The organism is Variovorax guangxiensis, from assembly GCF_003952165.1.
GTDB classification, from domain to species: domain Bacteria; phylum Pseudomonadota; class Gammaproteobacteria; order Burkholderiales; family Burkholderiaceae_C; genus Variovorax; species Variovorax guangxiensis.
The window spans coordinates 226,882-248,649 of record NZ_RXFT01000003.1 but is presented as its reverse complement, the minus strand read 5'-3'; the positions used below and the strand labels follow the sequence as shown (position 1 = coordinate 248,649).

22 protein-coding genes and 1 other RNA gene are annotated in these 21,768 nt (G+C 69.7%); 15 read left to right on the top strand and 8 right to left on the bottom strand.

Annotated elements, in window-relative coordinates:
• The 7 genes from EJP67_RS09635 to htpX all read left to right on the top strand — a co-directional run bounded on the left by EJP67_RS09635 (position 1) and on the right by htpX (position 5,956).
• Entirely contained in the window at positions 1–1,431 is a 1,431-nt protein-coding gene (locus tag EJP67_RS09635) for a UdgX family uracil-DNA binding protein (protein ID WP_126021488.1), read from the top strand.
• 106 nt (positions 1,432–1,537) lie between these two features.
• Positions 1,538–1,756, top strand: coding sequence for a YgaP family membrane protein (locus EJP67_RS09630; RefSeq protein WP_126021487.1), 219 nt, complete (start codon positions 1,538–1,540; stop codon positions 1,754–1,756).
• Between the two features lie 3 nt (positions 1,757–1,759).
• A complete protein-coding gene (locus tag EJP67_RS09625) occupies positions 1,760–2,287 on the top strand; it encodes an RNA polymerase sigma factor (protein WP_126021486.1) in 528 nt (175 codons plus the stop codon).
• A gap of 48 nt (positions 2,288–2,335) precedes the next feature.
• A complete protein-coding gene (gene pyrC, locus EJP67_RS09620; protein ID WP_126021485.1) occupies positions 2,336–3,367 on the top strand; it encodes a dihydroorotase in 1,032 nt (343 codons plus the stop codon).
• Entirely contained in the window at positions 3,364–4,161 is a 798-nt protein-coding gene (locus EJP67_RS09615; RefSeq protein WP_126021484.1) for an NYN domain-containing protein, read from the top strand. Before pyrC ends, EJP67_RS09615 begins: the two co-directional genes overlap by 4 nt.
• Positions 4,158–4,919, top strand: a complete 762-nt coding sequence (locus EJP67_RS09610; RefSeq protein WP_126021483.1) for a DUF3025 domain-containing protein — start codon at positions 4,158–4,160, stop codon at positions 4,917–4,919. Before EJP67_RS09615 ends, EJP67_RS09610 begins: the two co-directional genes overlap by 4 nt.
• Before the next feature lie 161 nt (positions 4,920–5,080).
• Positions 5,081–5,956, top strand: coding sequence for a protease HtpX (htpX, locus tag EJP67_RS09605; protein WP_019658374.1), 876 nt, complete (start codon positions 5,081–5,083; stop codon positions 5,954–5,956).
• Between the two features lie 271 nt (positions 5,957–6,227).
• On the opposite strand, the gene EJP67_RS09600 is transcribed toward htpX, so the two are convergent.
• From EJP67_RS09600 to cysK, 6 genes are all read right to left on the bottom strand, one after another.
• Positions 6,228–7,451 carry a type II toxin-antitoxin system HipA family toxin gene (locus tag EJP67_RS09600; RefSeq protein ID WP_126021482.1) on the bottom strand — a complete coding sequence of 408 codons (1,224 nt, stop codon included), beginning with the start codon at positions 7,449–7,451 and terminating at the stop codon, positions 6,228–6,230.
• A 20-nt stretch (positions 7,452–7,471) separates the two neighbouring features.
• Positions 7,472–7,792: a helix-turn-helix domain-containing protein gene (locus EJP67_RS09595; protein WP_126021481.1), complete on the bottom strand. Its 321-nt coding sequence runs from the start codon at positions 7,790–7,792 to the stop codon at positions 7,472–7,474.
• 259 nt (positions 7,793–8,051) lie between these two features.
• Positions 8,052–9,005, bottom strand: coding sequence for a ProQ/FINO family protein (locus EJP67_RS09590; protein WP_126021480.1), 954 nt, complete (start codon positions 9,003–9,005; stop codon positions 8,052–8,054).
• Between the two features lie 120 nt (positions 9,006–9,125).
• Complete coding sequence (locus tag EJP67_RS09585; RefSeq protein ID WP_126021479.1) at positions 9,126–9,692, bottom strand: VUT family protein; 567 nt, start codon at positions 9,690–9,692, stop codon at positions 9,126–9,128.
• Positions 9,692–11,362, bottom strand: coding sequence for an NAD(P)/FAD-dependent oxidoreductase (locus EJP67_RS09580; protein ID WP_126021478.1), 1,671 nt, complete (start codon positions 11,360–11,362; stop codon positions 9,692–9,694). The genes EJP67_RS09585 and EJP67_RS09580 overlap by 1 nt, the downstream gene beginning before the upstream one ends.
• A gap of 73 nt (positions 11,363–11,435) precedes the next feature.
• Positions 11,436–12,356, bottom strand: coding sequence for a cysteine synthase A (gene cysK / locus EJP67_RS09575; RefSeq protein WP_019658370.1), 921 nt, complete (start codon positions 12,354–12,356; stop codon positions 11,436–11,438).
• Positions 12,357–12,478: 122 nt separating this feature from the next.
• Between cysK and EJP67_RS09570 the strand changes: the two genes are divergently transcribed.
• The 8 genes from EJP67_RS09570 to EJP67_RS09535 all read left to right on the top strand — a co-directional run bounded on the left by EJP67_RS09570 (position 12,479) and on the right by EJP67_RS09535 (position 19,985).
• The gene (locus tag EJP67_RS09570) at positions 12,479–13,006 is read left to right on the top strand and encodes a P-loop nucleotide/nucleoside kinase family protein (protein ID WP_126021477.1); all 528 of its coding nucleotides are present in this window, start codon (positions 12,479–12,481) and stop codon (positions 13,004–13,006) included.
• A 34-nt stretch (positions 13,007–13,040) separates the two neighbouring features.
• Positions 13,041–13,369, top strand: an RNA gene (rnpB, locus tag EJP67_RS09565) — RNase P RNA component class A.
• 171 nt (positions 13,370–13,540) lie between these two features.
• The gene (locus EJP67_RS09560; protein WP_126021706.1) at positions 13,541–14,005 is read left to right on the top strand and encodes a MarR family winged helix-turn-helix transcriptional regulator; all 465 of its coding nucleotides are present in this window, start codon (positions 13,541–13,543) and stop codon (positions 14,003–14,005) included.
• 6 nt (positions 14,006–14,011) lie between these two features.
• Entirely contained in the window at positions 14,012–16,141 is a 2,130-nt protein-coding gene (locus EJP67_RS09555; protein WP_126021476.1) for an FUSC family protein, read from the top strand.
• Positions 16,138–16,344, top strand: coding sequence for a DUF1656 domain-containing protein (locus tag EJP67_RS09550; RefSeq protein ID WP_019658367.1), 207 nt, complete (start codon positions 16,138–16,140; stop codon positions 16,342–16,344). Before EJP67_RS09555 ends, EJP67_RS09550 begins: the two co-directional genes overlap by 4 nt.
• A 16-nt stretch (positions 16,345–16,360) precedes the next feature.
• A complete protein-coding gene (locus EJP67_RS09545; protein WP_126021475.1) occupies positions 16,361–17,302 on the top strand; it encodes an efflux RND transporter periplasmic adaptor subunit in 942 nt (313 codons plus the stop codon).
• Complete coding sequence (locus tag EJP67_RS09540; RefSeq protein WP_126021474.1) at positions 17,299–18,774, top strand: efflux transporter outer membrane subunit; 1,476 nt, start codon at positions 17,299–17,301, stop codon at positions 18,772–18,774. The genes EJP67_RS09545 and EJP67_RS09540 overlap by 4 nt, the downstream gene beginning before the upstream one ends.
• The gene (locus EJP67_RS09535; RefSeq protein ID WP_126021473.1) at positions 18,771–19,985 is read left to right on the top strand and encodes a multidrug effflux MFS transporter; all 1,215 of its coding nucleotides are present in this window, start codon (positions 18,771–18,773) and stop codon (positions 19,983–19,985) included. The genes EJP67_RS09540 and EJP67_RS09535 overlap by 4 nt, the downstream gene beginning before the upstream one ends.
• 1 nt (position 19,986) lies before the next feature.
• Here the strand turns inward: EJP67_RS09535 and EJP67_RS09530 are convergent, their stop codons facing one another.
• Entirely contained in the window at positions 19,987–20,526 is a 540-nt protein-coding gene (locus EJP67_RS09530) for a hypothetical protein (protein WP_126021472.1), read from the bottom strand.
• Positions 20,523–21,512, bottom strand: a complete 990-nt coding sequence (locus tag EJP67_RS09525) for a hypothetical protein (protein WP_206169473.1) — start codon at positions 21,510–21,512, stop codon at positions 20,523–20,525. The genes EJP67_RS09530 and EJP67_RS09525 overlap by 4 nt, the downstream gene beginning before the upstream one ends.
• Between the last annotated feature and the right edge of the window lie 256 nt (positions 21,513–21,768).

The following is a 21,768-nucleotide window of genomic DNA, read 5'->3' as shown; positions in this document are numbered from 1 at the left end:
ATGCGCGTGTGTCTCGAAGACCCGGTCGATCTCGATGCCTTCCGCGGCCATGCGCGGCGGCTGCTGGCTGCCGGCGTGCCGCCGGAGCAGATCGAATGGAGCGAAGGTGGCAACGATCTGTTCGGCGAAGCGCCGGACCTGCCGCCCGTGCAGGTGCAACCGGCGGTAGCCCGGCAGGCCGTGCCCGCATCCTTCGTCGAACTGTGCGCCGACGTGATCCTGCACCGCGACGCGCAGCGCCTGGCCTTGCTCTACCGCCTGCTGTGGCGCCTGGTGCACGAGCCGGCGCTGCGCCACGACCCGCTGGACGCCGACATGATGCAGGCGCAGCTCATGGCCCGCTCGGTGCGCCGCGACATCCACAAGATGCGCGCCTTCGTGCGCTTCACCCGCGTCGTGGACGCGCAGGGCGCCGAGCGCCACGTCGCGTGGTTCGAGCCCGAGCACCGCATCGTCGAGGCCAACGCGCCTTTCTTCGCGCGCCGCTTCGCGCAGATGCGCTGGGCCATCCTCACGCCGCGGCGGTGCGTGGAATGGGACGGGCAGGCGCTGTCGTTCCGCGAGGGCGCGGACCGCCGCCAGAAGCCCGCGCCCGACGAGGGCGAGCAGCTCTGGCTCACCTACTACGAGAACATCTTCAACCCCGCGCGGCTCAAGCTCGCGACGATGCGGCGCGAGATGCCGCGCCGCTACTGGCACAACCTGCCCGAGGCCGCGCTGATCCAGCCGCTGGCCGATGCGGCCGAGGCGCGCAGCCAGTCGATGATCGAAGCGCCGGCCACGCCCGCGCGCCGCATCCGCCCGCCGCTGCTGATGCATCCGCGCCCGGCCGAAGGCGCGGCGCCCGCCGACCTGGACGCGCTGCGCGCCGCGGCGCATGCCTGCCGCGCCTGCCCGATCGGCGCGCTCGCCACCCAGGCCGTGTGCGGCGAGGGCCCGGCCGGCGCGCATCACATGCTCGTCGGCGAACAGCCCGGCGACCAGGAGGACCTGGCGGGCCGGCCCTTCGTCGGGCCGGCGGGCCAGTTGCTCGACCGCGCGATGGCGCAGCTGGGCTGGGCGCGGGAGAGCGTCTACCTGGCCAATGCCGTCAAGCACTTCAAGTACGAGCTGCGCGGCAAGCGCCGCATCCACAAGACCGCCGGCCAGCGCGAAGCCGAGGCCTGCGCCCACTGGCTGGACAGCGAGATCGCGCTGGTGCGGCCCAAGGCGCTGGTGGCCTTGGGCGCCACCGCCGCGCGCGCCCTGCTCGGGCGGCCGGTGGCGGTGCAGGCCGAGCGCGGCGCCTGGCTGCGCGAGCGCGGGGACGGCCGGCCCGTGCTCGTCACGCTGCATCCTTCGGCGCTGCTGCGGCTGCCGCCCGAGGAGCGTGCCGAGGCGCAGGCGCGCTGGCTGGACGACCTCGCGCTGGCGATGGTGGCGCCCGCGTAGAAGAAAAAAGGAAAATCCGCGCATCCCGCGAACCGTTTCGCGGGCTCGGCGCCTCTTCGTGTCCGAGGGTCTTCCTCAGCACTCAAGAAGGATCGAAGGAATCGCCATGCTCTACGCCAAGAACCTACCCGGCTGGGAACGCGCGCTGCGCATCGCCATGGGCCTCGCCGGCCTCGCTTTCACCGCCATCGGCTGGAGTACCGCCGGCTTCGGGCTTGCCGTGGCTGTCGCCCTCATGGGCGCCATCCTGGCGCTGACGGGCCTGTTCGGCTTCTGTCCGATGTGCGCGATGGTCGGGCGCAAGCTCGATGGAAAAGGGCGCTGAACCGTGGCCTCCGGCACCGACCGCACCGGCCTGATCCACGCCGCGCAGATCGGCGACCCGGCCGCCATCGCCAGTCTGCTCGCGGTCTGCCAGGCCGACGCGCGCCGCTACGCCTGGCGGCACTGCCAGGCCAGCGACGTGGACGACGCGGTGCAGGAGTCGCTGCTGGTCGTCGCGCGCAAGGTGCGGGGGCTGAAGGCCGCGGCGGCGTTCTCGTCGTGGCTTTTCACCGTCATCCGGCGCGAATGCCTGAGGCTGCAGCGCGCGATGTTCCGCCACGACCCGCTGGACGACGATGGCGATGAGGTGGCCGAGCGGCAGCTGGCCAGCCGGGGCGACGCCGCGTTGCGGCTGGACCTGACCCACGCGCTCGAATCGCTGCCCGCGCACTACCTCGAAGTGGTGCTGCTGCGCGATTTCGAGGAGCTGACCATCGCGGAAATCGCCGAACGGCTCGGCGAGCCGGCGGGCGCCGTCAAGAGCCGGCTGCACCGCGCGCGTTCGCTGGTGCGCGAGTACCTGCTGGCGTGATCCCGGCCTGCGCGGCCGGGAGGAGGCCGATGCGACAATCGGCCCGCCATGACAGACACCCTCACGATCACCCGCCCCGACGACTGGCACCTGCACGTGCGCGACGGCGCCGCACTCGAAGCCGTCGTCCCCCACAGCGCCCGCCAGTTCGGCCGCGCGCTGATCATGCCGAACTTGCGCCCCCCTGTGACCACCGCCGCGCAGGCCGTGGCGTACCGCGACCGCATCCGCGCCGCAGTGCCCGCGGGCACGGGCTTCGAGCCGGTGATGTCGCTCTATCTCACCGACAAGCTGCCGCCCGAGGAGATCGCGTTGGCCGCCGAAGCAGGCGTGCGCGCGCTCAAGCTGTATCCGGCCGGCGCCACCACCAACAGCGATGCCGGCGTGACCGATATCCGCAAGACCTACAAGACGCTCGAAGCCATGCAGAAGCACGGCCTGCTGCTGCTGGTGCACGGCGAGGTGGCCGACCCGGCCATCGACCTGTTCGACCGCGAGGCCGTGTTCGTCGACCGCGTGATGATCCCGCTGCGCCGCGACTTCCCCGAGCTCAAGGTGGTGTTCGAGCACCTCACCACGAAGGAAGGCGCCCACTACGTGCGCGACGCCGGCCGCTTCACGGCCGCCACCATCACCGCGCACCACCTGCTGTACAACCGCAACGCCATCTTCACCGGCGGCATCCGCCCGCACTACTACTGCCTGCCGGTGCTCAAGCGCGAGACGCACCGCGTGGCGCTGGTCGAGGCGGCCACCAGCGGCAGCGACCGTTTCTTCCTGGGCACCGACAGCGCGCCGCACCCGGCGCACCTGAAGGAGCACGCGCTGGGCTGCGCCGGCTGCTACACGGCGCTCACTGCCATCGAGCTCTACGCCGAGGCCTTCGACAACGCGGGCGCGCTCGACAAGCTCGAGGGCTTCGCGAGCTTCCACGGCCCCGACTTCTACGGCCTGCCGCGCCACACCGACACCATCACGCTCAAGCGCGAGAGCTGGACCGTGCCCGAGACCGTGCCCTACGGCGACGCCACGCTCAAGCCGCTGCGCGGCGGCGAGACCGTCAACTGGAAGCTCGCATGACGGTTCCCTCGCTGCGCGTGATGCTGCTGATCGACGCCGACAACGTGTCGGCCGAAGTCATCGAGCAGGCGGTGCAGCGCACCATGGACGAATACGGCGCCATCCACGTGCGCCGCGCCTACTGCAACGCCGAGATGGCGGTGAACCGGCAGGCGCTCTTCAAGCGCCTCTCGGTGCGGCCGATGGTGAATCTGTCGACCGGCAAGAACAGCACCGACATCGCGCTCGCGGTCGATGCCATCGACCTCGCCATCGCCGAGCGGCCCGACGTGGTGGTGCTGGTGTCCTCCGACTCCGACTTCGCGCCGCTGGTGATCCGCCTGCGCGAGAAGGGCTGCCGCGTCTGCGGCATCGGCCAGCAGGGCAAGACGGGCGAGGAAACCATCGGCATCTACGACGCCTTCACCGACATCGCGCACAACGCCATCGCCAAGCCGGCCGCGCGCACGGTGGCCGCGAAGAAGACGGCCGCTGCGAAGGCTCCGCGCGCCAAGGCCGAGCCGGCCGCGAAGAAGGCCGCGGCACGCAAGACGACGAAGGCGAAGGCCGCCGCCAAGCCGCAGCCGCAGCAGCCGCCGCCTCCGTCGGAAGCAGCCGAATTCATCCTGCAGGCCGCCCCGGCCCTGCGCAGCGGCAAGGACGTGCCGCTCAACGACGTCGCCAAGGCCCTGCGCACCGCGGGCCTGCTCGGCAAGAACAGCAGCTCGCTCAAGCTCTTCGAGAAGCTCACGGCCGAGTTCGCGCTGATGCAGCACCCGGACCGCATCCGCTGGACCGGCGCCCCCGCGCCTTGAACCTGCCGGCGATCGACTGGGCGCAGCCATGGCTCGCGCCCTATCGCGCCGATGGCGAGGCGGTAGCGCAGGCTGTCGCGCGCAACGACGGCTGCGTGGCGGCCGGCCTGCAGGACATCGGGTCCACATCAGCGCCCGCTTTCGTGAGGCAGTACGAGCTTCCCGCCGGGCAGGCGTACGAGGCCCACATCTTCCGGACCCGAACGGTGCCGACCCGCGACAACCTGCACGACTTCTTCAACGGCCTGGTCTGGCTCGCCTTTCCACGGACCAAGCGCCGCCTCAATGAACTGCAGGCCGGCGAGATCGCGCGCGACGGCGTCGGTGCCACGCGCGGTGCGCTGCGCGACGCGCTCACGCTCTTCGACGAGAACGGCGCGCTGCTGGATGCGCCGCCCGCGCTGTGGCGGGCGCTGGTCGCGCGTGATTGGCACACACTCTTCGTCAGCGGGCGCGGGCTGTGGAGCGAGGCACGGCTGGTGCTCTTCGGCCATGCGCTGCTCGAGAAGTTGGTGACGCCGCGAAAGCCAATCACCGCGCACGTCCTGCTGCCGGCGGATGGAGAAAACGGCCCGGCGGCGCTCGACGACGTCTCGGTGGCGGGCATGCTCGATGCGCAACGGCTCGGGCGCAAGCCCTTCGTGCCGCTGCCGGTGCTCGGCGTGCCCGGCTGGTGCGCCGGCAACGAGGCCGCACAGTTCTATGACGATCCGAAGGTGTTCAGGCCCTTGGCCGGTCGGGGAATACCGGGGGCCTAGAACTTTTGCTCCTATCATGGCTCCACCCGGCTGCCGCCGACCGGAGCTCCAAGAACACACACAACACCCAGGGCTTCCATGCCGCGAACCGCTTGAATGCGGCTTGAAGAGAGCCCCGGGGCCCTCATCTGGATGGCAGATTTCCCCACGGAGAATTCAACTTGAAACGTATCCTTCTGTTCGTCCTGACCAACGTGATGGTCGTCGCGGTGCTCGGCGTGGTCGCCAGCCTGCTCGGCGTCAATCGCTTCCTCACGGCCAACGGGCTCAACCTCACGGCGCTGCTCGGCTTCGCGCTGGTGATGGGTTTCGGCGGCGCGATCATCTCGCTGCTCATCAGCAAGCCCATGGCCAAGTGGACCACCGGGCTGCACATGATCGACAACCCCCAGACGCCCGACGAAGCCTGGATCGTCGGCACGGTGCGCAAGTTCGCCGACAAGGCCGGCATCGGCATGCCCGAGGTCGGTATCTTCGAAGGCGAGCCCAACGCCTTCGCGACGGGCGCGTTCAAGAACTCGTCGCTGGTGGCGGTGTCCACCGGCCTGCTGCAGAACATGACGCGCGAAGAGGTCGAGGCCGTCATCGGCCACGAGGTGGCGCACATCGCCAACGGCGACATGGTCACCATGACGTTGATCCAGGGCGTGATGAACACCTTCGTCGTGTTCCTGTCGCGCGTGATCGGCTATGCCGTCGACAGCTTCCTGCGCCGTGGCGACGACCGCTCCTCGGGCCCCGGCATCGGCTACTACGTGAGCACCATCGTGCTCGACATCGTGCTCGGCTTCGCCGCCGCGATGGTGGTGGCCTGGTTCTCGCGCCAGCGCGAGTTCCGCGCCGACGCCGGCGCCGCCGCGCTGATGGGCCAGAAGCAGCCGATGATCAACGCGCTCGCCCGTCTGGGCGGCCTGCCCGCCGGTGAACTGCCGAAGGCGGTTGAAGCCATGGGCATCACCGGCAGCATCGGCAAGCTGTTCGCGACGCACCCGCCGATCGAGGAGCGCATCGCCGCGCTGCAGAACGCGCAGCGCTGAGCGGGACAGACGGGCCATCCGGCCCGCGGTTCGACAAGGAAAAAGCCGCCGGGCGGCTTTCTACGTCTTGTGCAGAAGTCCATCGGGCAGAGCCAGATCCTATTTCTCGCAGTGCAGGTTGCGGATCGGCCAGAAGCAGGTCCAGCGTCTGAGACTCTTTCACTGCCGCATCGATGAGGGCGCCCCTATACCCGACTCTGCTTCGATGACTTCGATGCCTGCGCCAGCAGCATTGGCCGAAAAGCCTCGGCGGCGAAGCAGGCGGGCATAACTAGGCGCTGCAGCGCCGCACGTTGCTGGCGACCGCGTCTGCGATGACGGCCACTGTCTCGCGTCGCACCGGGGCATCGCGCAAGGCGCTTTCCAGGTCTGCCGCCATCGAGCAGGTTTGGTTGATGACTTGCTGCACGTCGCGGGCGCGCAGGCCCAGCTTGGCCGCCAGGGCCAGCAGGTGAGGTCTGCCGGGCGCGAGCGCCTCGCCCATCACAGAGGTCTGGTGGTTTCCGCCCGGGCCGGGGTTGAAGGTGAGGTCGTAGCCAGGCGCGAAGTCCCAGCGGTGTGCCTCGTTCATGCGCAGCGAGAAATTCTTCGCGTGGTCGTCCCGGTTGTTGAACACCACGTTGAACACGCACAGCCGGAAGGCGGCCATGACCTCGTGCGCGTTCTGGGTGAAGAAGCCGGTGGCGCGCAGCACGGTTTCGTAGTCCAGGCAGGGCACCCGGAAGTCGGCATGCAGGGCGCCGGCCAGGGAGTGGACGGGTACGCGCACGTGTCCCACGCGGTCGAACCGCTGGGTGCCGAAGGCGGCGAGGTTCGCGCCCAGGTCGAAATATTCGGTCGGCCCCATGACGATGCCGCATGCGCGCGCCATCTGCGCATAGACGTGCTCGATGGCGCAGACCTCGGGGTGTTCCGATTGGGCCGGGAACTTCACGAGCCAGGGCTCGCCTGCGGCATCGTCGACGGTGCTCACAGTGCGGGTCGCGGCGTCGAACCGGACCAATGCCTTGGGACGGGCCCCGTGCGGTGAACCGCCGGCCTGGGCCAGCATGCGCAGCGCCGTCACGTCGTCGTCGGACACGTTCCGTGCCGCCTGCGCCAGTTGCAGCAGGCTCCAGTCGGCCGTTTGCGTGCCATCGTCCTGCGGCGGGATGAAGGAGAGCGCACCCATGGCGCGTGCGCCGATGAAGGCCAGCCGGTCGAGGGGCGAGACGCGCGCCGGGTCACGCCCCGCCTTGCGGAACAGCCGGTCCATCAGCAGCATCCCCCAGCCATCGGGCAGGCTGTCGTAGATGAGGCCCGGCAGGTAGCCCATCTCTTTTGGGAACGGGCCGTAGGCCGCGGGCCGCAGCTTCAGGTGGCGCGGCGACAGCTCGATGCCGTTGGCAAGCGCGTCGGCCGAATACTCGAAGATGATCTGGCGCCCGTCGTCGGCCAGGGTGCCCAGGGGCCAGTGCTGGCCCCAGCCTTCGTAGAGGACGGTGAGCTTCTTCATTGGCGGTCTTGTCGGCGGCCCTACGGCAGGGGCTTGCGCGAATGGCGAACGCGCTGACGCTGCGCGGCCTGCGCCTGTTCCATGGCGGCGATGCTGGTGGTCGGCCGCAGGGTCAGCAGGTCGGCGAGTTCATCGACCAGGCCCAGCGCCTGTATGACGCGCACGAAGGTTTCCAGCGTCGTCATGCCGGTGGACTCCAGCGTCTTGATGGCGCTACCCGAGACGCCGGCGCGCTGGGCCAGCTCGGCCTGGGTCAGCGACTGCGCGATGCGTTGCGCGCGCAAGCGCTGTCCGAGGGTCTCCACGAGTTCCGGGACGGTGGCGAACGCGACATCGAGCATCGGATGTCCTGCTATTTAAAGGATTGAATTGTAGCTCAAATGCTAAATTTATCCATTTTAAGGGCTGAAAAACATCCATTATGATTTGATGCGATGCCGGTGACTGCGCCTGTTCGACGCCAGCACCTGTTGTCGTTCAGGGCCGTCCCAGATGATCCAGATGCCATGGCGCAAAAAACGCCGAATGACACGCCCAGGCTGGCTGCTGACTGCAGTGGGAAGACTCCCGGCCCACGGCCGATCCAGCGCTTGGACCGGCTCAGTCGGCCGCCGGGGTTTCGGGAGCCGCCGTGGGTTCCGCTGCTTCGGGCGCAGCCGCGGCCTGCGGCGCCTCCGCTGCTTGCGGCGCGGCGGCAGCCGCCGTCCGGTCGGCCCGCGCACGTTGCAGCGTGCGCGTGACCTCGCCCTGCGTCATGCCGTACATCTCCGCAAACTCCTTCTCGCTGCGCCCGCTGGCCTCGAAGGCGCGCAGCAGGGCCTCGCGCTTGGCGGCCTGTTCCGCGAGCAGGGCCAGGGCTTCGTCGAGCACGGCGTTGTTGTTCGCGTCGCGCGAGCGCACCAGCACGGCGTAGGCCTCGCGGTCGAGGCCCGAGGCTTCGACTGCACGGGCCAGGCGCGCCACCAGCTGAGGGCGCAGGTCTTCGCCGGTGCGCTGCGAGCGGCGGCGGTGCAGTTCGAGGATGGCGTGGTGCACGTGCTCGGGCGCGACCGGCTCGGCGACGTTGCCGTCGAGGTCATGGCGCGGATGGCCGGCAGCCACGCTTTCGAGATAGCGGGTGGAGCGCGCGTGCAGGCCCATCGCCACCTTCAGGTCTTCGGCCTTGAAGTCGTCGGGGTGGCGGGCGATCAGCTCTTCGTACACGCCGAGCTTCAGCGGCAGGAAGCGCGCGCCGAAGAGGTTCGGGTACAGCTCGAACAGGCGCTCGAGCGCCGGGTGCACCTTGCGCTGCGGGCGAGCGGACTGCTGAGGCTGTTGTTGCTGCTTCTGTTGCGAAGGCTGCTGGCGGCCCTGCGCCTTCTGCGGCTTCTTGCGCTGCTGCTGATGCTGCGGACGCTGCCTGCCGGCCTGCGTGGGGGCTTGATCGGCTTCGGGCGCGGTCGTCGCGCCGTCCGTGCCGGCACGCAGGGCCTGCAGCTGCTGCGCCATGTCCATGCGTTCGCCACGGGGGCGGCGCGACTTGTTGTTCGGGTTGGCGGTGGTTGCTTCGGTCATTCTGGAAATCCGGCGCGAAGGCGCGAAGAAAGCAGGAAGTGGTTCAGTGGAATGCGCTCGCGCGTTCGGCGCGGTGCAGTGGATGGGGTGCTCGGTGCATTGTCGTTTCCATGGCCGGTGTCAGCCCATGGCGGCCGAGGCGCGCGCGGCCTGGCGGCCGATCAGCAGCCTGAAGGGCAGCAGCATCAGCACGCCGACGGCCAGCTTCACCGCGAGGTCGCCGAGCGCCCAGGTGAGCCACGGGCCCTCGGTGCCCGCGAAGGCGATGCCCCAGAACACGATGCTGTCGAGCACCGCGGCGATCACCGTGGCCACCAGCGGCGCGCGCCACCAGAGGCCGCGGCGCAGGCGGTCGAAGACGCCGATGTCGAGCAGCTGCGAGGCGATGAAGGCCAGCCCCGAGGCCGCCGCGATGCGCACCGGCGCCAGCAGCAGCGACACGCCCACCGCCACGGCGAAGCCCACCCACGCCACGCGCCGCGCCATGCCGGGGCCGAAGCGCCGGTTGACGAGGTCGCTCACGAGGTAGGCCACCGGGTAGGTGAAGGCGCCCCAGGTCAGCCAGTCGTTGATGGCGAACTGCACGAGGATGTTGGAGGCGAGCACCACCGCCGCCATCGCCAGCGTGGCGACGATCAGGTGGCCCAGGGTGGGGCGTTCGAAGCGGATGGAAGACTGCTGCCGCATCAGACGCTCGCGGTGCGTTCGCGCTCCGATTCGGCCAGCACGCTGCGCGCCACGGCCTCGGCCACCTTGATGCCGTCCACGCCGGCCGACAGGATGCCGCCCGCGTAGCTCGCGCCTTCGCCCGCGGGGTACAGGCCGCGCACGTTGAGGCTCTGGAAGTCGTCGCCGCGCGTGATCTTGATCGGCGACGAAGTGCGCGTCTCGACGCCGGTGAGTACCGCGTCGTGCGTGTCGAAGCCCTTGATCTTGCGGCCGAAGGCGGGGAAGGCCTCGCGCATCGCCTCGATGGCGTAGGCGGGCAGCGCCTTGTGCAGGTCGGTCGGCGTCACGCCCGGCTTGTACGAGGGGATCACGCTGCCGAGCGCGGTGGAAGGCTTGCCGGCGATGAAGTCGCCCACCAGCTGGCCGGGCGCGCGGTAGTCGCCGCCGCCGAGCACGAAGGCGTTGCTTTCCAGCTCGCGCTGCAGCGCGATGCCTGCGAGCGCATCGCCCGGGGAATTCGATTCCCATCCTGGGAAATCGCGCGGGTCGATGCCCACCACGATGCCCGCGTTGGCGTTGCGCTCGTTGCGCGAGTACTGGCTCATGCCGTTGGTGACCACGCGGCCCGGCTCGCTGGTGGCCGCGACCACGGTGCCGCCCGGGCACATGCAGAAGCTGTAGACCGAGCGGCCGTTGCTCGCGTGGTGCACCAGCTTGTAGTCGGCCGCGCCCAGCAGCGGATGGCCTGCGTGGCGGCCCCAGCGCGCGCGGTCGATGAGGCCCTGCGGGTGTTCCACGCGGAAGCCGATGGAAAAGGGCTTGGCCTCGATGTGCACGCCGCGCGCATGCAGCATCGCGAAGGTGTCGCGCGAGCTGTGGCCCAGCGCCATCACGACGTGGTCGGCGCGAAGCTCGCTGCTCTGGCCGGTGGCCTGGTCGAGCACGGTGAGGCCGCGAAGGTGGCCGTTCTCGATGCGCACGTCGGTCACGCGCTGCTCGAAGCGGATCTCGCCGCCCAGCGCCACGATCTGCTCGCGGATGTTCTCCACCACCTTCACCAGCTTGAAGGTGCCGATGTGCGGATGCGCGACGTAAAGAATTTCGGGCGGCGCGCCGGCCTTCACGAACTCCTCCATCACCTTGCGGCCGAGGAAGCGCGGGTCCTTGATCTGGCTGTAGAGCTTGCCGTCGGAGAAAGTGCCGGCGCCGCCTTCGCCGAACTGCACGTTCGACTCGGGGTTGAGCTCGCTCCTGCGCCACAGGCCCCAGGTGTCGCGGGTGCGTTGGCGCACGGTCTTGCCGCGTTCGAGCACGATGGGGCGGAAGCCCATCTTCGCGAGCATCAGCGCCGCGAAGATGCCGCAGGGGCCGAAGCCGATCACCACGGGCCGCGTCGACAGGCCCTCGGGCGCGCTGGCCGGGGGCGTGTAGCGCATGTCGGGCGCCGGCTGGATGTGCGGATGGCCCGCGTGCCTGGCGAGCAGGGCGGCTTCGAGCTTCGCGTCCGACAGCTGCACGTCGCAGATGTAGACGGTGAGCAGCTCGGCCTTGCGGGCGTCGAAGCTGCGCTTGTAGACGGTATGGGAAGCGATCGCTTCGAGGGGGACGCCGAGCGTCCTGACGATCAGCGAGGCCAGCGCCTCTGGCGCGTGGTCGAGCGGGAGTTTGAGTTCGGAGATTCTCAACATGACGTGGGGCTTGTAGTTATCAAGCAGACCACGGATTTTAAGCGCCAGGGGCGCTATGAAAGCGATAGCTGGTTCAGGCCGGCAGGAAGCCCTCTACCGACAAGTAGCGCTCGCCCGTGTCGTAGTTGAAGCCCAGCACCACCGCATCGGGCGCGAGCGACGGCAGCTTCTGCGCGATGGCCGCGAGCGTCGCGCCCGAGGAGATGCCCACCAGGATGCCTTCCTCGCGCGCGCAGCGGCGGGCCATTTCGCGCGCGGGCTCCGCGTCGACCTGCAGCACGCCGTCGAGCAGCGAGGTGTCGAGGTTCTTCGGGATGAAGCCCGCGCCGATGCCCTGGATGGGGTGCGGCGAAGGCTGGCCGCCCGAGATGACCGGCGATGCCACGGGCTCCACCGCGAATACCTGCAGCTTGGGCCACTTCTTCTTGAGCACCTTCGCCACGCCGGTGATGTGGCCGCCCGTGCCCACGCCGGTGATCAGCACGTCGATGCCGTCGGGAAAGTCGGCCGCGATTTCCTCGGCCGTGGTGCGCACGTGCACGTCGATGTTGGCGGGGTTGTTGAACTGCTGGGGCATCCATGCGCCGGGCGTGCCGGCCACGATCTCTTCCGCGCGGGCGATGGAGCCCTTCATGCCGTTGGCGCGCGGCGTGAGGTCGAAGGTGGCGCCGTAGGCCAGCATCAGGCGGCGGCGCTCCACCGACATGCTGTCGGGCATCACCAGGATCAGCTTGTAGCCCTTGACGGCCGCCACCATCGCCAGGCCGATGCCGGTGTTGCCCGAAGTGGGCTCGACGATGGTGCCGCCGGGCTTGAGCGCGCCGCTCTTCTCGGCGTCTTCCACCATCGCGAGCGCGATGCGGTCCTTGATCGAGCCGCCGGGGTTGGCGCGCTCGGACTTGATCCACACCTGCTGCTTCGCATTGCCGAACAGGCGGTTGATGCGGATGTGCGGCGTGTTGCCGATGGTCTGGAGGATGTTCTGGGCCTTCATGGATGCAATCTCCTTGGATCGATGCGTTTGTCGGACGGACAACGCGCATTGTGAGACCAGCCCGTGTGCCTTCGGCCCCGATCTCCCTGATCGGCCGCGGAGTGCCTTGGCAGAATGGCCGGATGAAACTGGTGCTCATCCATGGGCCGGTCGCTTCCGGCAAGCTGACGATCGCGCGGGCGCTGGGGCAGCTCAGCGGCTTCGCGGTCTTCCACAACCACCTGGTCGTCGACGCCGTCGCGGCGGTGTTTCCCTTCGGCTGCGAGAGCTTCGTGAAGCTGCGCGAGCAGATGTGGCTCGCCACCATGCGCGAGGCCGCGCGAACCGGGCGCTCGCTGATCTTCACCTTCGCGCCGGAGCCTTCGGTGGCTGCCGATTTTCCGCAGCGCGTGGTCGAGACCGTGGCGGCCGAGGGTGGCAGCACGATGTTCGTCCAGCTGAAGCTCTCGCGCGACGAGCAGGAGAAGCGCATCGATGCCGCGAGCCGGGCCGAATTCGGAAAGCTGCGCTCCCTCGAACTGCTGCGGCAGCTGCGCGACCAGTTCGAGGCCTGCGAGCGTGCGATGCCGCCCGGCGAGGTGGTCATCGACACCGCCGTGATGCAGCCGCAGGATGCGGCGCGCGAGATCGCCCGCGTGCTGGTGCTGTAGGCCCGGCGGCGCGCCGGGCGATAATCCACCCCGTGAAGCACGCCAGACCGCCGCTGGTGCAAGTGCCGAAAGGCCGCACTGGAGGAACGTCCGGACTGCACAGGACAGCGCAGGAGTTAACGACTCTCCACCGTGAGGTGAGGATCAGAGCAACAGAGACGAGCCGATTCAGTTCGGGTGAAACGGGCAATCTCTGCGCGCAGCAACACCAAGTAGGCCAGTATCGAGGTGGTTCCGCTGAGCTGGCGGGTAGGTGGCATCGAGCCGTCTGGTGACAGGCGGCCCAGAGTAATGGCGGTCACGCCGCGGGTTCCGCAAGGGGCTCGCGGTGCACAGAATCCGGCTTATCGGCGGGCTTCACACTTTTCTTTCTCTCCCTTTCCGTTTTTCCACGTCCTTCGGCCCTGAAGGCGGGTGCGAGCCTTGCCGCCTGCAAGGATTGGTAGTTACCCGTATAATCGATAGCATGCTAATTAATAGGCGGCTATCGTGAGCGACCAAGCCAACATCCAACCGACGCGCGAACAGGCACTGATGCGCCTCGGCACGTCGCTGGCGGTGCTGCAGCGCGGCTACCGCGCCGCGGCGGACAAGGCGGTGGCGCATGTGGGCGTGTCGCAGACGCTGGCCTATCCGATCGTGATGCTCGGGCGCATGAACGGCGATGTGCGCCAGGGCGTGCTGGCCGAGGCGCTGGGCATCGAGGGCCCGTCGCTGGTGCGCTCGGTCGACCAGCTGGTGGAAGCCGGCCTCGTCGAGCGCCGCGAAGACCCGGCCGACCGCCGCGCCAAGACCCTGCACCTCACCGAGGCCGGCAAGGCCGTCTGCGAACCCATCGAGGCGGCGCTGACGCTGATGCGGGTGTCGCTGTTCGACGGCGTGTCCGACGAGGACGTCGCCGCCTGCCTGCGCGTGTTCAGCGTGCTCGAGGAGCGCATGGGCGTGCGTGCCGTGCAGAGCCTGCCGCCGCTCGCGCCGACGCAGGAAGGGCGCAGGTAGCAGCAGATGGCCTCGTTCAGCCTGCCGCGCTTCAGCCGCGCGGAGATTCTCTTTTCCGGCAAGAGCTTCGCCGCGGCCATGCTGGCGATGTACCTCGCCAGCCGCGCCGGCCTGCCGCGTCCGTTCTGGGCGCTCATGACGACCTACGTCGTCGCTCATCCGCTGGCCGGCGCGGTGCGCTCCAAGGCGGTCTACCGTTTCCTCGGCACGCTCATCGGCAGCACCGCCACCGTGCTGCTGGTGCCGGCGCTGTCCAACGCGCCCGAGCTGCTCACGCTGGTGCTCGCGCTGTGGGTGGGGCTGTGCCTGTGCATTTCGCTCTTCGACCGCACGCCGCGCTCCTATGTGTTCATGCTCGCGGGCTACACGGCGGCGCTGATCGGCTTTCCGTCGGTGCAGACGCCGCTCGCGCTGTTCGACACCGCCGTGGCCCGCGTGGAAGAAATCGGCCTGGGCATCTTCTGCGCCACGCTCATCCACAGCCTCGTGCTGCCCGCGGGGCTCGCGCCGACCGTGCTGGGCCTGCTCGACCGCACGCTGCAGGACGCGCGCAAGTGGCTGGGCGATCTCTTCCAGCCCGCCGGCCGAAGCAGTGCCGAGCCACGGCGCCTCGACGACGACCGCCGCCGCCTCGCCGGCGACATCACGCAGCTGCGCCTTCTCTCCACCCACGTTCCCTTCGACACCACTCACCTGCGCTGGACGGCCGGCGCCATCCGCGCGATGCAGGACCGCGTCGCCGCGCTCACGCCCGCGCTCTCCGCCGTCGAAGACCGCCTGCTGGCGCTGGAGCAGGCCGAAGGCGTCATCGCTCCCGACGTGGCCGTCGTGCTCGCGAAGGCCGCTCAGTGGTTGCGTGAAGAGGCCGACGCCCCCGGCGACGCCGCGGCCCGTGCCGCGCGCCTGCAGGAGTTGCGCCGCGCCATCGACGCCCTGGGCTCCACGCCGCCCGACGCCGATCCGCAGGCCCGCTGGGGCAGCGCGCTGCGCATCGGCCTCGAGGGCCGCCTCGAAGAGCTCGTCGACGGCTGGAACGCCTGCGCCCAGTTGCGCCAGGACATAGACGAGGGTCTGAAGGGCGCCGCGCCGCTGCGCCGCACGGCCGCGCTCGGCAGCCGCGTGCTGCACCGCGACTACGGCATGGCGCTGCTGTCGGCCCTGGCGGCAGTCATCGCCATCTGCCTGTGCGGCGCGTTCTGGATCGTCACCGGCTGGCCCATGGGCTCGGCCGCGACCATGATGGCCGCCGTCTTCTGCTGCTTCTTCGCGACGATGGACGACCCGGTGCCGGCGATCCACGGCTTCCTGAAGTGGACGCTGTGGTCCATCCCGATCTCGGCCGTCTACGTGCTGGTGCTCATGCCCACGGTGCAGGACTTCGGCATGCTGGTGGTCATCTGTGCGCCGCTCTTCCTGCTGCTGGGTTTCTACCTGCCGCGCCCCACGCACTTCATGCCCGCGATGGCGCTGATCTTCGGCGTGGCCGGCACGCTCGCGATGCACGACACCGCCAGTGCCGATCTCGTGAGCTTTCTCAACAGCATGATCGGCCAGATCGTCGGCGTGGTCGTCGCCGCGCGCGTGACGCGTCTCGTGCGCTCGGTGGGCGCCGACTGGAGCGCGCGGCGCATCCAGCGCGCCACCTGGCGCGAGCTGGGCGACATGGCCGCCTCGTCTCATCCGCAGTACGCGCAGAGCGACGCCTACGCCGTGCGCATGCTCGACCGCATCGGCCTGCTCGCGCCGCGCATCGCACAGGCCGGCGGCACCGTGGAGGGCGTGGCCGCCAACGACGCACTGCGCGACCTGCGCATGGGCGCCGACATCGCGGTGCTGCAGCGTGTGCGCGGCCAGCTGCCGCTGGCCACTTCGGCCGCACTGCTGGGCGGCATCTCGCGCTTCTTCCGACAGCGCGCGGAGGGCCGCATGAACCCGCGCCCGCCGGGCCTGCTGCCGCAGATCGACGAGGCGCTCGGCGCCGTGCTCGATGCGCGCGACACCGCGTCGTCGTCTTCTTCTTCTTCAGCCTCGCGCTCGGCCGTCACCGCACTGGTGGGCCTGCGCCGCAATCTCTTTCCCGACGCGCCGCCCTCGCTCGCGGGCACGTCCCTCACTTCGCAAGGAGCTTCCGCATGATCGGCGAAGCCAGCTTCTACGGCCTGTACCTGCCCTGGATCATGGTGCTCGCGCTCGCGGCGCTGCTCGTGCTGTGGGGCGTGCGCCGCCTGCTCGCGGCCACCGGCGCCTATCGCTGGGTGTGGCACCCGGCCCTCTTCGACATGGCGCTCTACCTGCTGCTGCTCTACGCGCTCAGCCGCGCCAGCGCCTACCTCCAATGACAACAACGAGATTCCAATGAAAGCCGCCCGAACTTCCGACGACAGCAATCCGTGGGCCCAGCGCCTGGGCCGCGTTCTCTTCACCCTGGCCGTGGTCGCCGCCGCCGTGTGGGCCGGCCTGCGCCTGTGGGACCACTACGAACTCGCGCCGTGGACGCGCGACGGCCGCGTGCGCGCCAACGTCGTGCAGATCGCGCCCGACGTCTCGGGCCTGGTCACGGCAGTGCCCATCCACGACAACCAGCCGGTGGCCGCCGGCGCGCTGCTCTTCGAAGTGGACCGCGCGCGCTACGACCTCGCCGTGCGCCAGGCGCAGGCCGCGCTCGCGGCGCAGCGCGCCGTGAGCGCGCAGGCCCAGCGCGAGAACGCGCGCAATGCCGGCCTCGACGAGCTGGTGTCGAAGGAATCGCGCGAACAGACCCGCTCGCGCGTCGAGCAGATGCAGGCTGCGGTCGCGCAGGCCGAAGTGGCGCTCGACTCGGCCCGCCTCAACCTGCAGCGCGCCCAGGTGCGCGCGCCGGCCGACGGCCTGGTCACCAACCTCGACCTGCGCCAGGGCAGCTATGCCGCGGCGGGCCGGCCGGTGCTCGCGCTGGTCGATGCGCAGTCGTTCTACGTCGAAGGCTATTTCGAGGAAACCAAGCTGCCGCGCATCCACCTCGGCGACCGCGTGCGCGTCACGCCCATGGGCGGCGGCGCTGTGCTCGAAGGCTCGGTCGAGAGCGTGGCCGCCGGCATCGCCGACCACGACCGCTCCACCAGCGCCAACCTGCTGCCCAGCGTGAACCCCACCTTCAACTGGGTGCGGCTCGCGCAGCGCATTCCGGTGCGCGTCAAGCTCGATCCGCTGCCGCAGGGCGCGCGCCTCGTCGCGGGCCAGACGGTCACGGTGCAGGTGCTGGAGAACAAGCCGGCGCAGAAGACGGCGGCAACGGCTGCCGCGCCGCAGAAGGGATGAACGACATGACCAGCTTCGCATTCCGCATCGCATCGCTGGCCGCCGCAGCCGCGCTCGCGGCCTGCGCGGCGGTCGGCCCCGACTACAGGCAGCCGCCCGAGGCGCTGGCCAGCCAGAGCGCCGCGGGCAAGCCCTTCGCCGAGGCGCCCGCCAACGCTGCGCCGTTGCCCGCGCACTGGTGGCGCCTGTACCACGACCCGCTGCTCGACAAGCTGGTCGAGCAGGCCCTCGCGCACAACACCGACCTGCGCCAGGCCGTGGCGAACCTCGAGCGCGAACGCGCCATCGAGGACGAAACCGCCGGCGCCAGGTACCCCACCATCGGCGTGAACGGCGGCCCTTCGTACGGCCACGTCTCGGGCCTGTCGCTGCTGCAGAAGGGCTACGAGCCGCCGAGCACCTTCAACTACAGCGTGGGCGCCTCGCTCTCCTACCAGGTCGACCTGTTCGGCCAGATCCGCCGCGCCATCGAGGCCTCGCAAGCCAGCACCCAGGCCGCCGAAGCCGCGCTGGACCTCGTGCGCGTGAACGTCGCGGCCGGCACCGCGCGCGCGTACGCCGAAGCCTGCTCGACCGGCCTGCGGCTGCAGATCGCGCAGAAGTCGGTTTCGCTGCAGCAGGACGCGGTGAATGTCACCGACCGCCTGCAGCGCGCGGGCCGCGCCGGCGCCATCGACGCGAACCGCGCACGCGCGCAGCTGCAGCAGCTCAATGCCGCGCTGCCGCCGCTGAAGGCCGAGCGCCAGGGCGCGCTCTACCGTCTCGCCACGCTCACCGGCGCGCTGCCGCAGGACTTTCCGCGCGAGGTGGCCGACTGCACCGTGCCGCCGCGCGTGGCCGGCGTGCTGCCGGTGGGCGACGGCGCCGCGCTGCTGCGCCGCCGCCCCGACATCCGCCAGGCCGAACGCAGCCTCGCCGCATCGACCGCGCGCATCGGCGTGGCGACCGCAGAGCTCTATCCGAAGGTCACGCTGGGGCTTTCGGGCTCTTCCGCGGGCCATGCCGACGGCTTCGGCCGCAAGGACACCTTCGCCTGGAGCCTCGGTCCGCTGATCTCTTGGACCATTCCGAACACCGGCGTCGCGCAGGCGCGCATCGCGCAGGCAGAAGCCGGCACGCGCGCCGCGCTCGCCAAGTTCGACGGCACCGTGCTCACCGCGCTGCGCGAGACCGAGACCGCGCTCGCCACCTACGCACGCGAGCTCGACCGCCGCGCCGCATTGCAGGCCTCGCGCGACGAGAGCGCCAAGGTCGCGGCGCAGGCGCGCCAGCTCTACCAGAACGGCCGCACCGGCTACCTCGATTCGCTCGACGCCGAACGCTCGCTGGCCGCCAGCGAAGCCGCGCTCGCGGCCAGCGAGGCGCAGCTGGCCGACGACCAGGTGGTGCTGTTCATGGCGCTGGGCGGCGGCTGGGAGCCTGACGAAGCCCATCTTGCGCAGGGCTCGACGCCGGCCAGCATCAAGCAATGACGCCGACATCCGCTCAGCCGCCGCGCCGCCCGCACGCGCCGCTGTGGCTGCTCGCTCTGGTCACCTTCAGCGGCACGCTGGCCATGCACATCTTCGTGCCCGCGCTGCCCATCGCCGCGAAGGGCCTGGGCGCCGGCATCGGGCAGATGCAGATGACGGTGAGCCTCTACATTCTCGGCCTCGCGCTGGGCCAGCTGGTGTACGGCCCGCTGGCCGACCGCTTCGGGCGTCGTCCGGTGCTGCTGGGCGGGCTGGGCATCTACTGCGTGGCGGGCCTCGCCGCGGCACTCGCGCCCGAGGTGCACTCGCTCATCGCGGCACGGCTCTTCCAGGCGGTGGGCGGCTGCGCGGGGCTCGTGCTGGGTCGCAGCATCGTGCGCGACACGGCCGAGCCACAGGAGGCCACGCGCCGCCTCGCGCTGATGAACCTGATGGTCACCGTCGGCCCCAGTCTCGCGCCGCTGATCGGCGGGGCGCTCGCTACTGCGCTGGGCTGGCGCTCGATCTTCTACGCGCTCTTCGGGCTCGGCGTGGTGGGCTTTCTCTTCACCTGGCGCATGCTGCCCGAGACCGGCGCGCCCGGCGCCGCCGTGAACGCGCGAGAGCTCGGGCGCAACTACCGCAGGCTGCTGGCCTCGCCGGCCTTCCTGGGCTTCTCGATCGGCGGCGGCTGCGCCACCACGTCGATGTACGCCTTCATCGCATCGGCGCCCTTCATCTTCGTCGACCAGCTGCACCGGCCGGCGCACGAGGCGGGCATCTACCTCGCGATCCTGGTGTCGGGCGTGTGGCTCGGCAGCTTCCTCACCAGCCACCTGATCTCGCGCGTGCGCGTGGATCGCCTGATGACGCGCTCGAATGCGCTGAGCGTGGTGGCGGCCTTCGTGCTGCTCGGCGCGGCGCTCAGCGGCCATCTCTCGGTGCCGCTGATCGTCGCGTGCATGTTCCTCTTCACCGTCGGCGTGGGCATGGCCTCGCCGCCGGCGCTCACGCAGGCGATCAGCGTCAACCCGCAGGTCATCGGCTCGGCTTCGGGCCTCTACGGCTTCACGCAGATGGCCGTGGGTGCGCTGTGCACCGCGCTCGCGGGCATGGGGCACGCGAACCCGGCGCTGGCTTCGGCCATCGTGCTCGCGGGAGCGGGCATCGTGGCGCAGCTGTCGTTCGCGGTCGCGCTGCGCACGCAGAGAGCCCGGACCTCCAAGGCCTGATTCAGGCCCCGCAGCGTTTCTTCAGGTCCGCGCCGATCTGCGCCGTGAGATTGTCAAGCGCGGCGTCGAATGCCTGCTGGATCTCGCTCTCGGACGTGGACCAATTGATCGAGTCGTCGAAGCCGCGATAGGTCTTCGTGGCCGCGGCACTGGAGCCATCCGGCGGAAGCTGAACGCGCACGACGAGGTTGGCGGATTTCAATGTGATGAGGCCGTGCACGTAGGCTTTGAGCACCGTGATGCGCAGGGTTGGCGCGGCAGCATCGCGCGTGTAGCCGGGAATCGATGCAATGCCGGCCCTGAACCACTCGTCGAAGCCAACGCCGTCGATATGCGTGCGGCCCATCTGTCCAAGGCTCTGCGCGTCCCGCCGGTCGTCGATGGCACCGAGAGAGAAGGGGCAGGCAGGCACCGAAGCACCCGGTTGCGCAGCCGCAGTCCGGCGCTGCAGACCTGTCACCCTTTCCGACGCACAGCCCGCCACGAACAGCGGCACCGCCAGCACCCAGCAGGCGGCGCGGCGCCAGTCCTCGCGCGTCACTTCGCCGCCGTGTCCGTAGCGGGCTGTGCGGTGGGCACCGCGGCGGCCGATGCGGTATCGGCGGCTGCGACCGTTGCGGGCGCAGCGGGAGCAGCGGCTACTGCCGGCGGCGCCGCGGCCACGACGTTGGCCAGCGCCGCGTCGAAGTACAGCGATCCATCGGGATAGCGAAGCAGCTTGCCCGTGTTGCCTTGCGACACCAAGTTGGCTTTCAGGCCAGGGGGCACATCGACCTTGGCCGTTGCCGGCGCATAGACGGGATGCTTGCTCTGGAGATCGGCGGCCAGGAGTGCCGTCGATTGCGCAATGCCGTCCTGCAGCGCCATCTTCAGGAAGCGGGCGTTGTCCGCCTTCCAGGCGGCGATGTTCTTCGTGGCGTCGTCGCCCGCCGCCGGGTGCTTCGCACGATAGATGATGTTGCTGCGGTAGGTCGCGTTCTGCAGTGCGAGCGCGGGCTCCGAGGGTGTCGTCGAAATCGAAGTCGGCAACTTGGCGGCCTTGCGCGCCGTGGCACCGCGCGGATAGATCAGCCCTCGTGCCGAGACTTCCAGCGTAGAGAAATCGGTCGACAGGTGGTAGTCGAGGTTGATGAACATCACCGAATTCGACTTCGAGGCCTTGAACGTCTTTTCGTAGGCATCCGTGGTGACGGTCTTGGTGATGGCCACGCTCTCGAGCTGCATGCCCGGCACCGTCTGCAGCGATTGCGTGATCGACTCGCGCATGAGCTGGTCGAAGCTCACGTCGACCAGCTCGTCCTTCAGCGGGCGGACGCTTTCCTCGGCAGCCTTGGCCCGCGCTGCGTTGACGCTCGCGTCCACCGCGCCGAACGCGCCGCCGCAGGCCGCAGCCAGCAGGATTCCGAATCCTGGCACAGCCGCACAGGCCGCGGCGCCGGAGGCTCCCGCAGTCGAGCGGACGAACGCCGCGTACAGCTCGGGCTGATTGATCCCGACCTTCACCTCGACCGGTTGGAGAGCGCTCAAGACTTCAGGCTTGACCGGCTGGGTAGCCGGCAGATGCGTGCAACCGGCGAACAGGAACGATGCCAACACCGGTATGACGGCGCTGCGGATAGCGAACATGGGTTTCTCCCTCGGACATGTGATTCGAATGTGTCGCCGCACCTCTCTAGATATGTGCAGGAGGCTTTGGCAACGGGGCTTCGGCCAAGGTCTGGACCTTCAGGCCGGCGCGAATCGTACATGCCGTTACGTTTGGCGCAACAAATGTTGCACGCGC

Bases quoted from the DNA above. Each gene is read 5' to 3' on its own strand.
- EJP67_RS09635 (WP_126021488.1), top strand. From the start codon at position 1: ATGCGCGTGTGTCTCGAAGACCCGGTCGATCTCGATGCCTTCCGCGGC.
- EJP67_RS09630 (WP_126021487.1), top strand. From the start codon at position 1,538: ATGCTCTACGCCAAGAACCTACCCGGCTGGGAACGCGCGCTGCGCATC.
- pyrC (WP_126021485.1), top strand. From the start codon at position 2,336: ATGACAGACACCCTCACGATCACCCGCCCCGACGACTGGCACCTGCAC.
- EJP67_RS09615 (WP_126021484.1), top strand. From the start codon at position 3,364: ATGACGGTTCCCTCGCTGCGCGTGATGCTGCTGATCGACGCCGACAAC.
- EJP67_RS09600 (WP_126021482.1), bottom strand. From the start codon at position 7,451: ATGAAGAAGCTCACCGTCCTCTACGAAGGCTGGGGCCAGCACTGGCCC.
- EJP67_RS09595 (WP_126021481.1), bottom strand. From the start codon at position 7,792: ATGCTCGATGTCGCGTTCGCCACCGTCCCGGAACTCGTGGAGACCCTC.
- EJP67_RS09590 (WP_126021480.1), bottom strand. From the start codon at position 9,005: ATGACCGAAGCAACCACCGCCAACCCGAACAACAAGTCGCGCCGCCCC.
- EJP67_RS09585 (WP_126021479.1), bottom strand. From the start codon at position 9,692: ATGCGGCAGCAGTCTTCCATCCGCTTCGAACGCCCCACCCTGGGCCAC.
- EJP67_RS09580 (WP_126021478.1), bottom strand. From the start codon at position 11,362: ATGTTGAGAATCTCCGAACTCAAACTCCCGCTCGACCACGCGCCAGAG.
- cysK (WP_019658370.1), bottom strand. From the start codon at position 12,356: ATGAAGGCCCAGAACATCCTCCAGACCATCGGCAACACGCCGCACATC.
- EJP67_RS09570 (WP_126021477.1), top strand. From the start codon at position 12,479: ATGAAACTGGTGCTCATCCATGGGCCGGTCGCTTCCGGCAAGCTGACG.
- EJP67_RS09560 (WP_126021706.1), top strand. From the start codon at position 13,541: ATGCGCCTCGGCACGTCGCTGGCGGTGCTGCAGCGCGGCTACCGCGCC.
- EJP67_RS09555 (WP_126021476.1), top strand. From the start codon at position 14,012: ATGGCCTCGTTCAGCCTGCCGCGCTTCAGCCGCGCGGAGATTCTCTTT.
- EJP67_RS09550 (WP_019658367.1), top strand. From the start codon at position 16,138: ATGATCGGCGAAGCCAGCTTCTACGGCCTGTACCTGCCCTGGATCATG.
- EJP67_RS09545 (WP_126021475.1), top strand. From the start codon at position 16,361: ATGAAAGCCGCCCGAACTTCCGACGACAGCAATCCGTGGGCCCAGCGC.
- EJP67_RS09540 (WP_126021474.1), top strand. From the start codon at position 17,299: ATGAACGACATGACCAGCTTCGCATTCCGCATCGCATCGCTGGCCGCC.
- EJP67_RS09535 (WP_126021473.1), top strand. From the start codon at position 18,771: ATGACGCCGACATCCGCTCAGCCGCCGCGCCGCCCGCACGCGCCGCTG.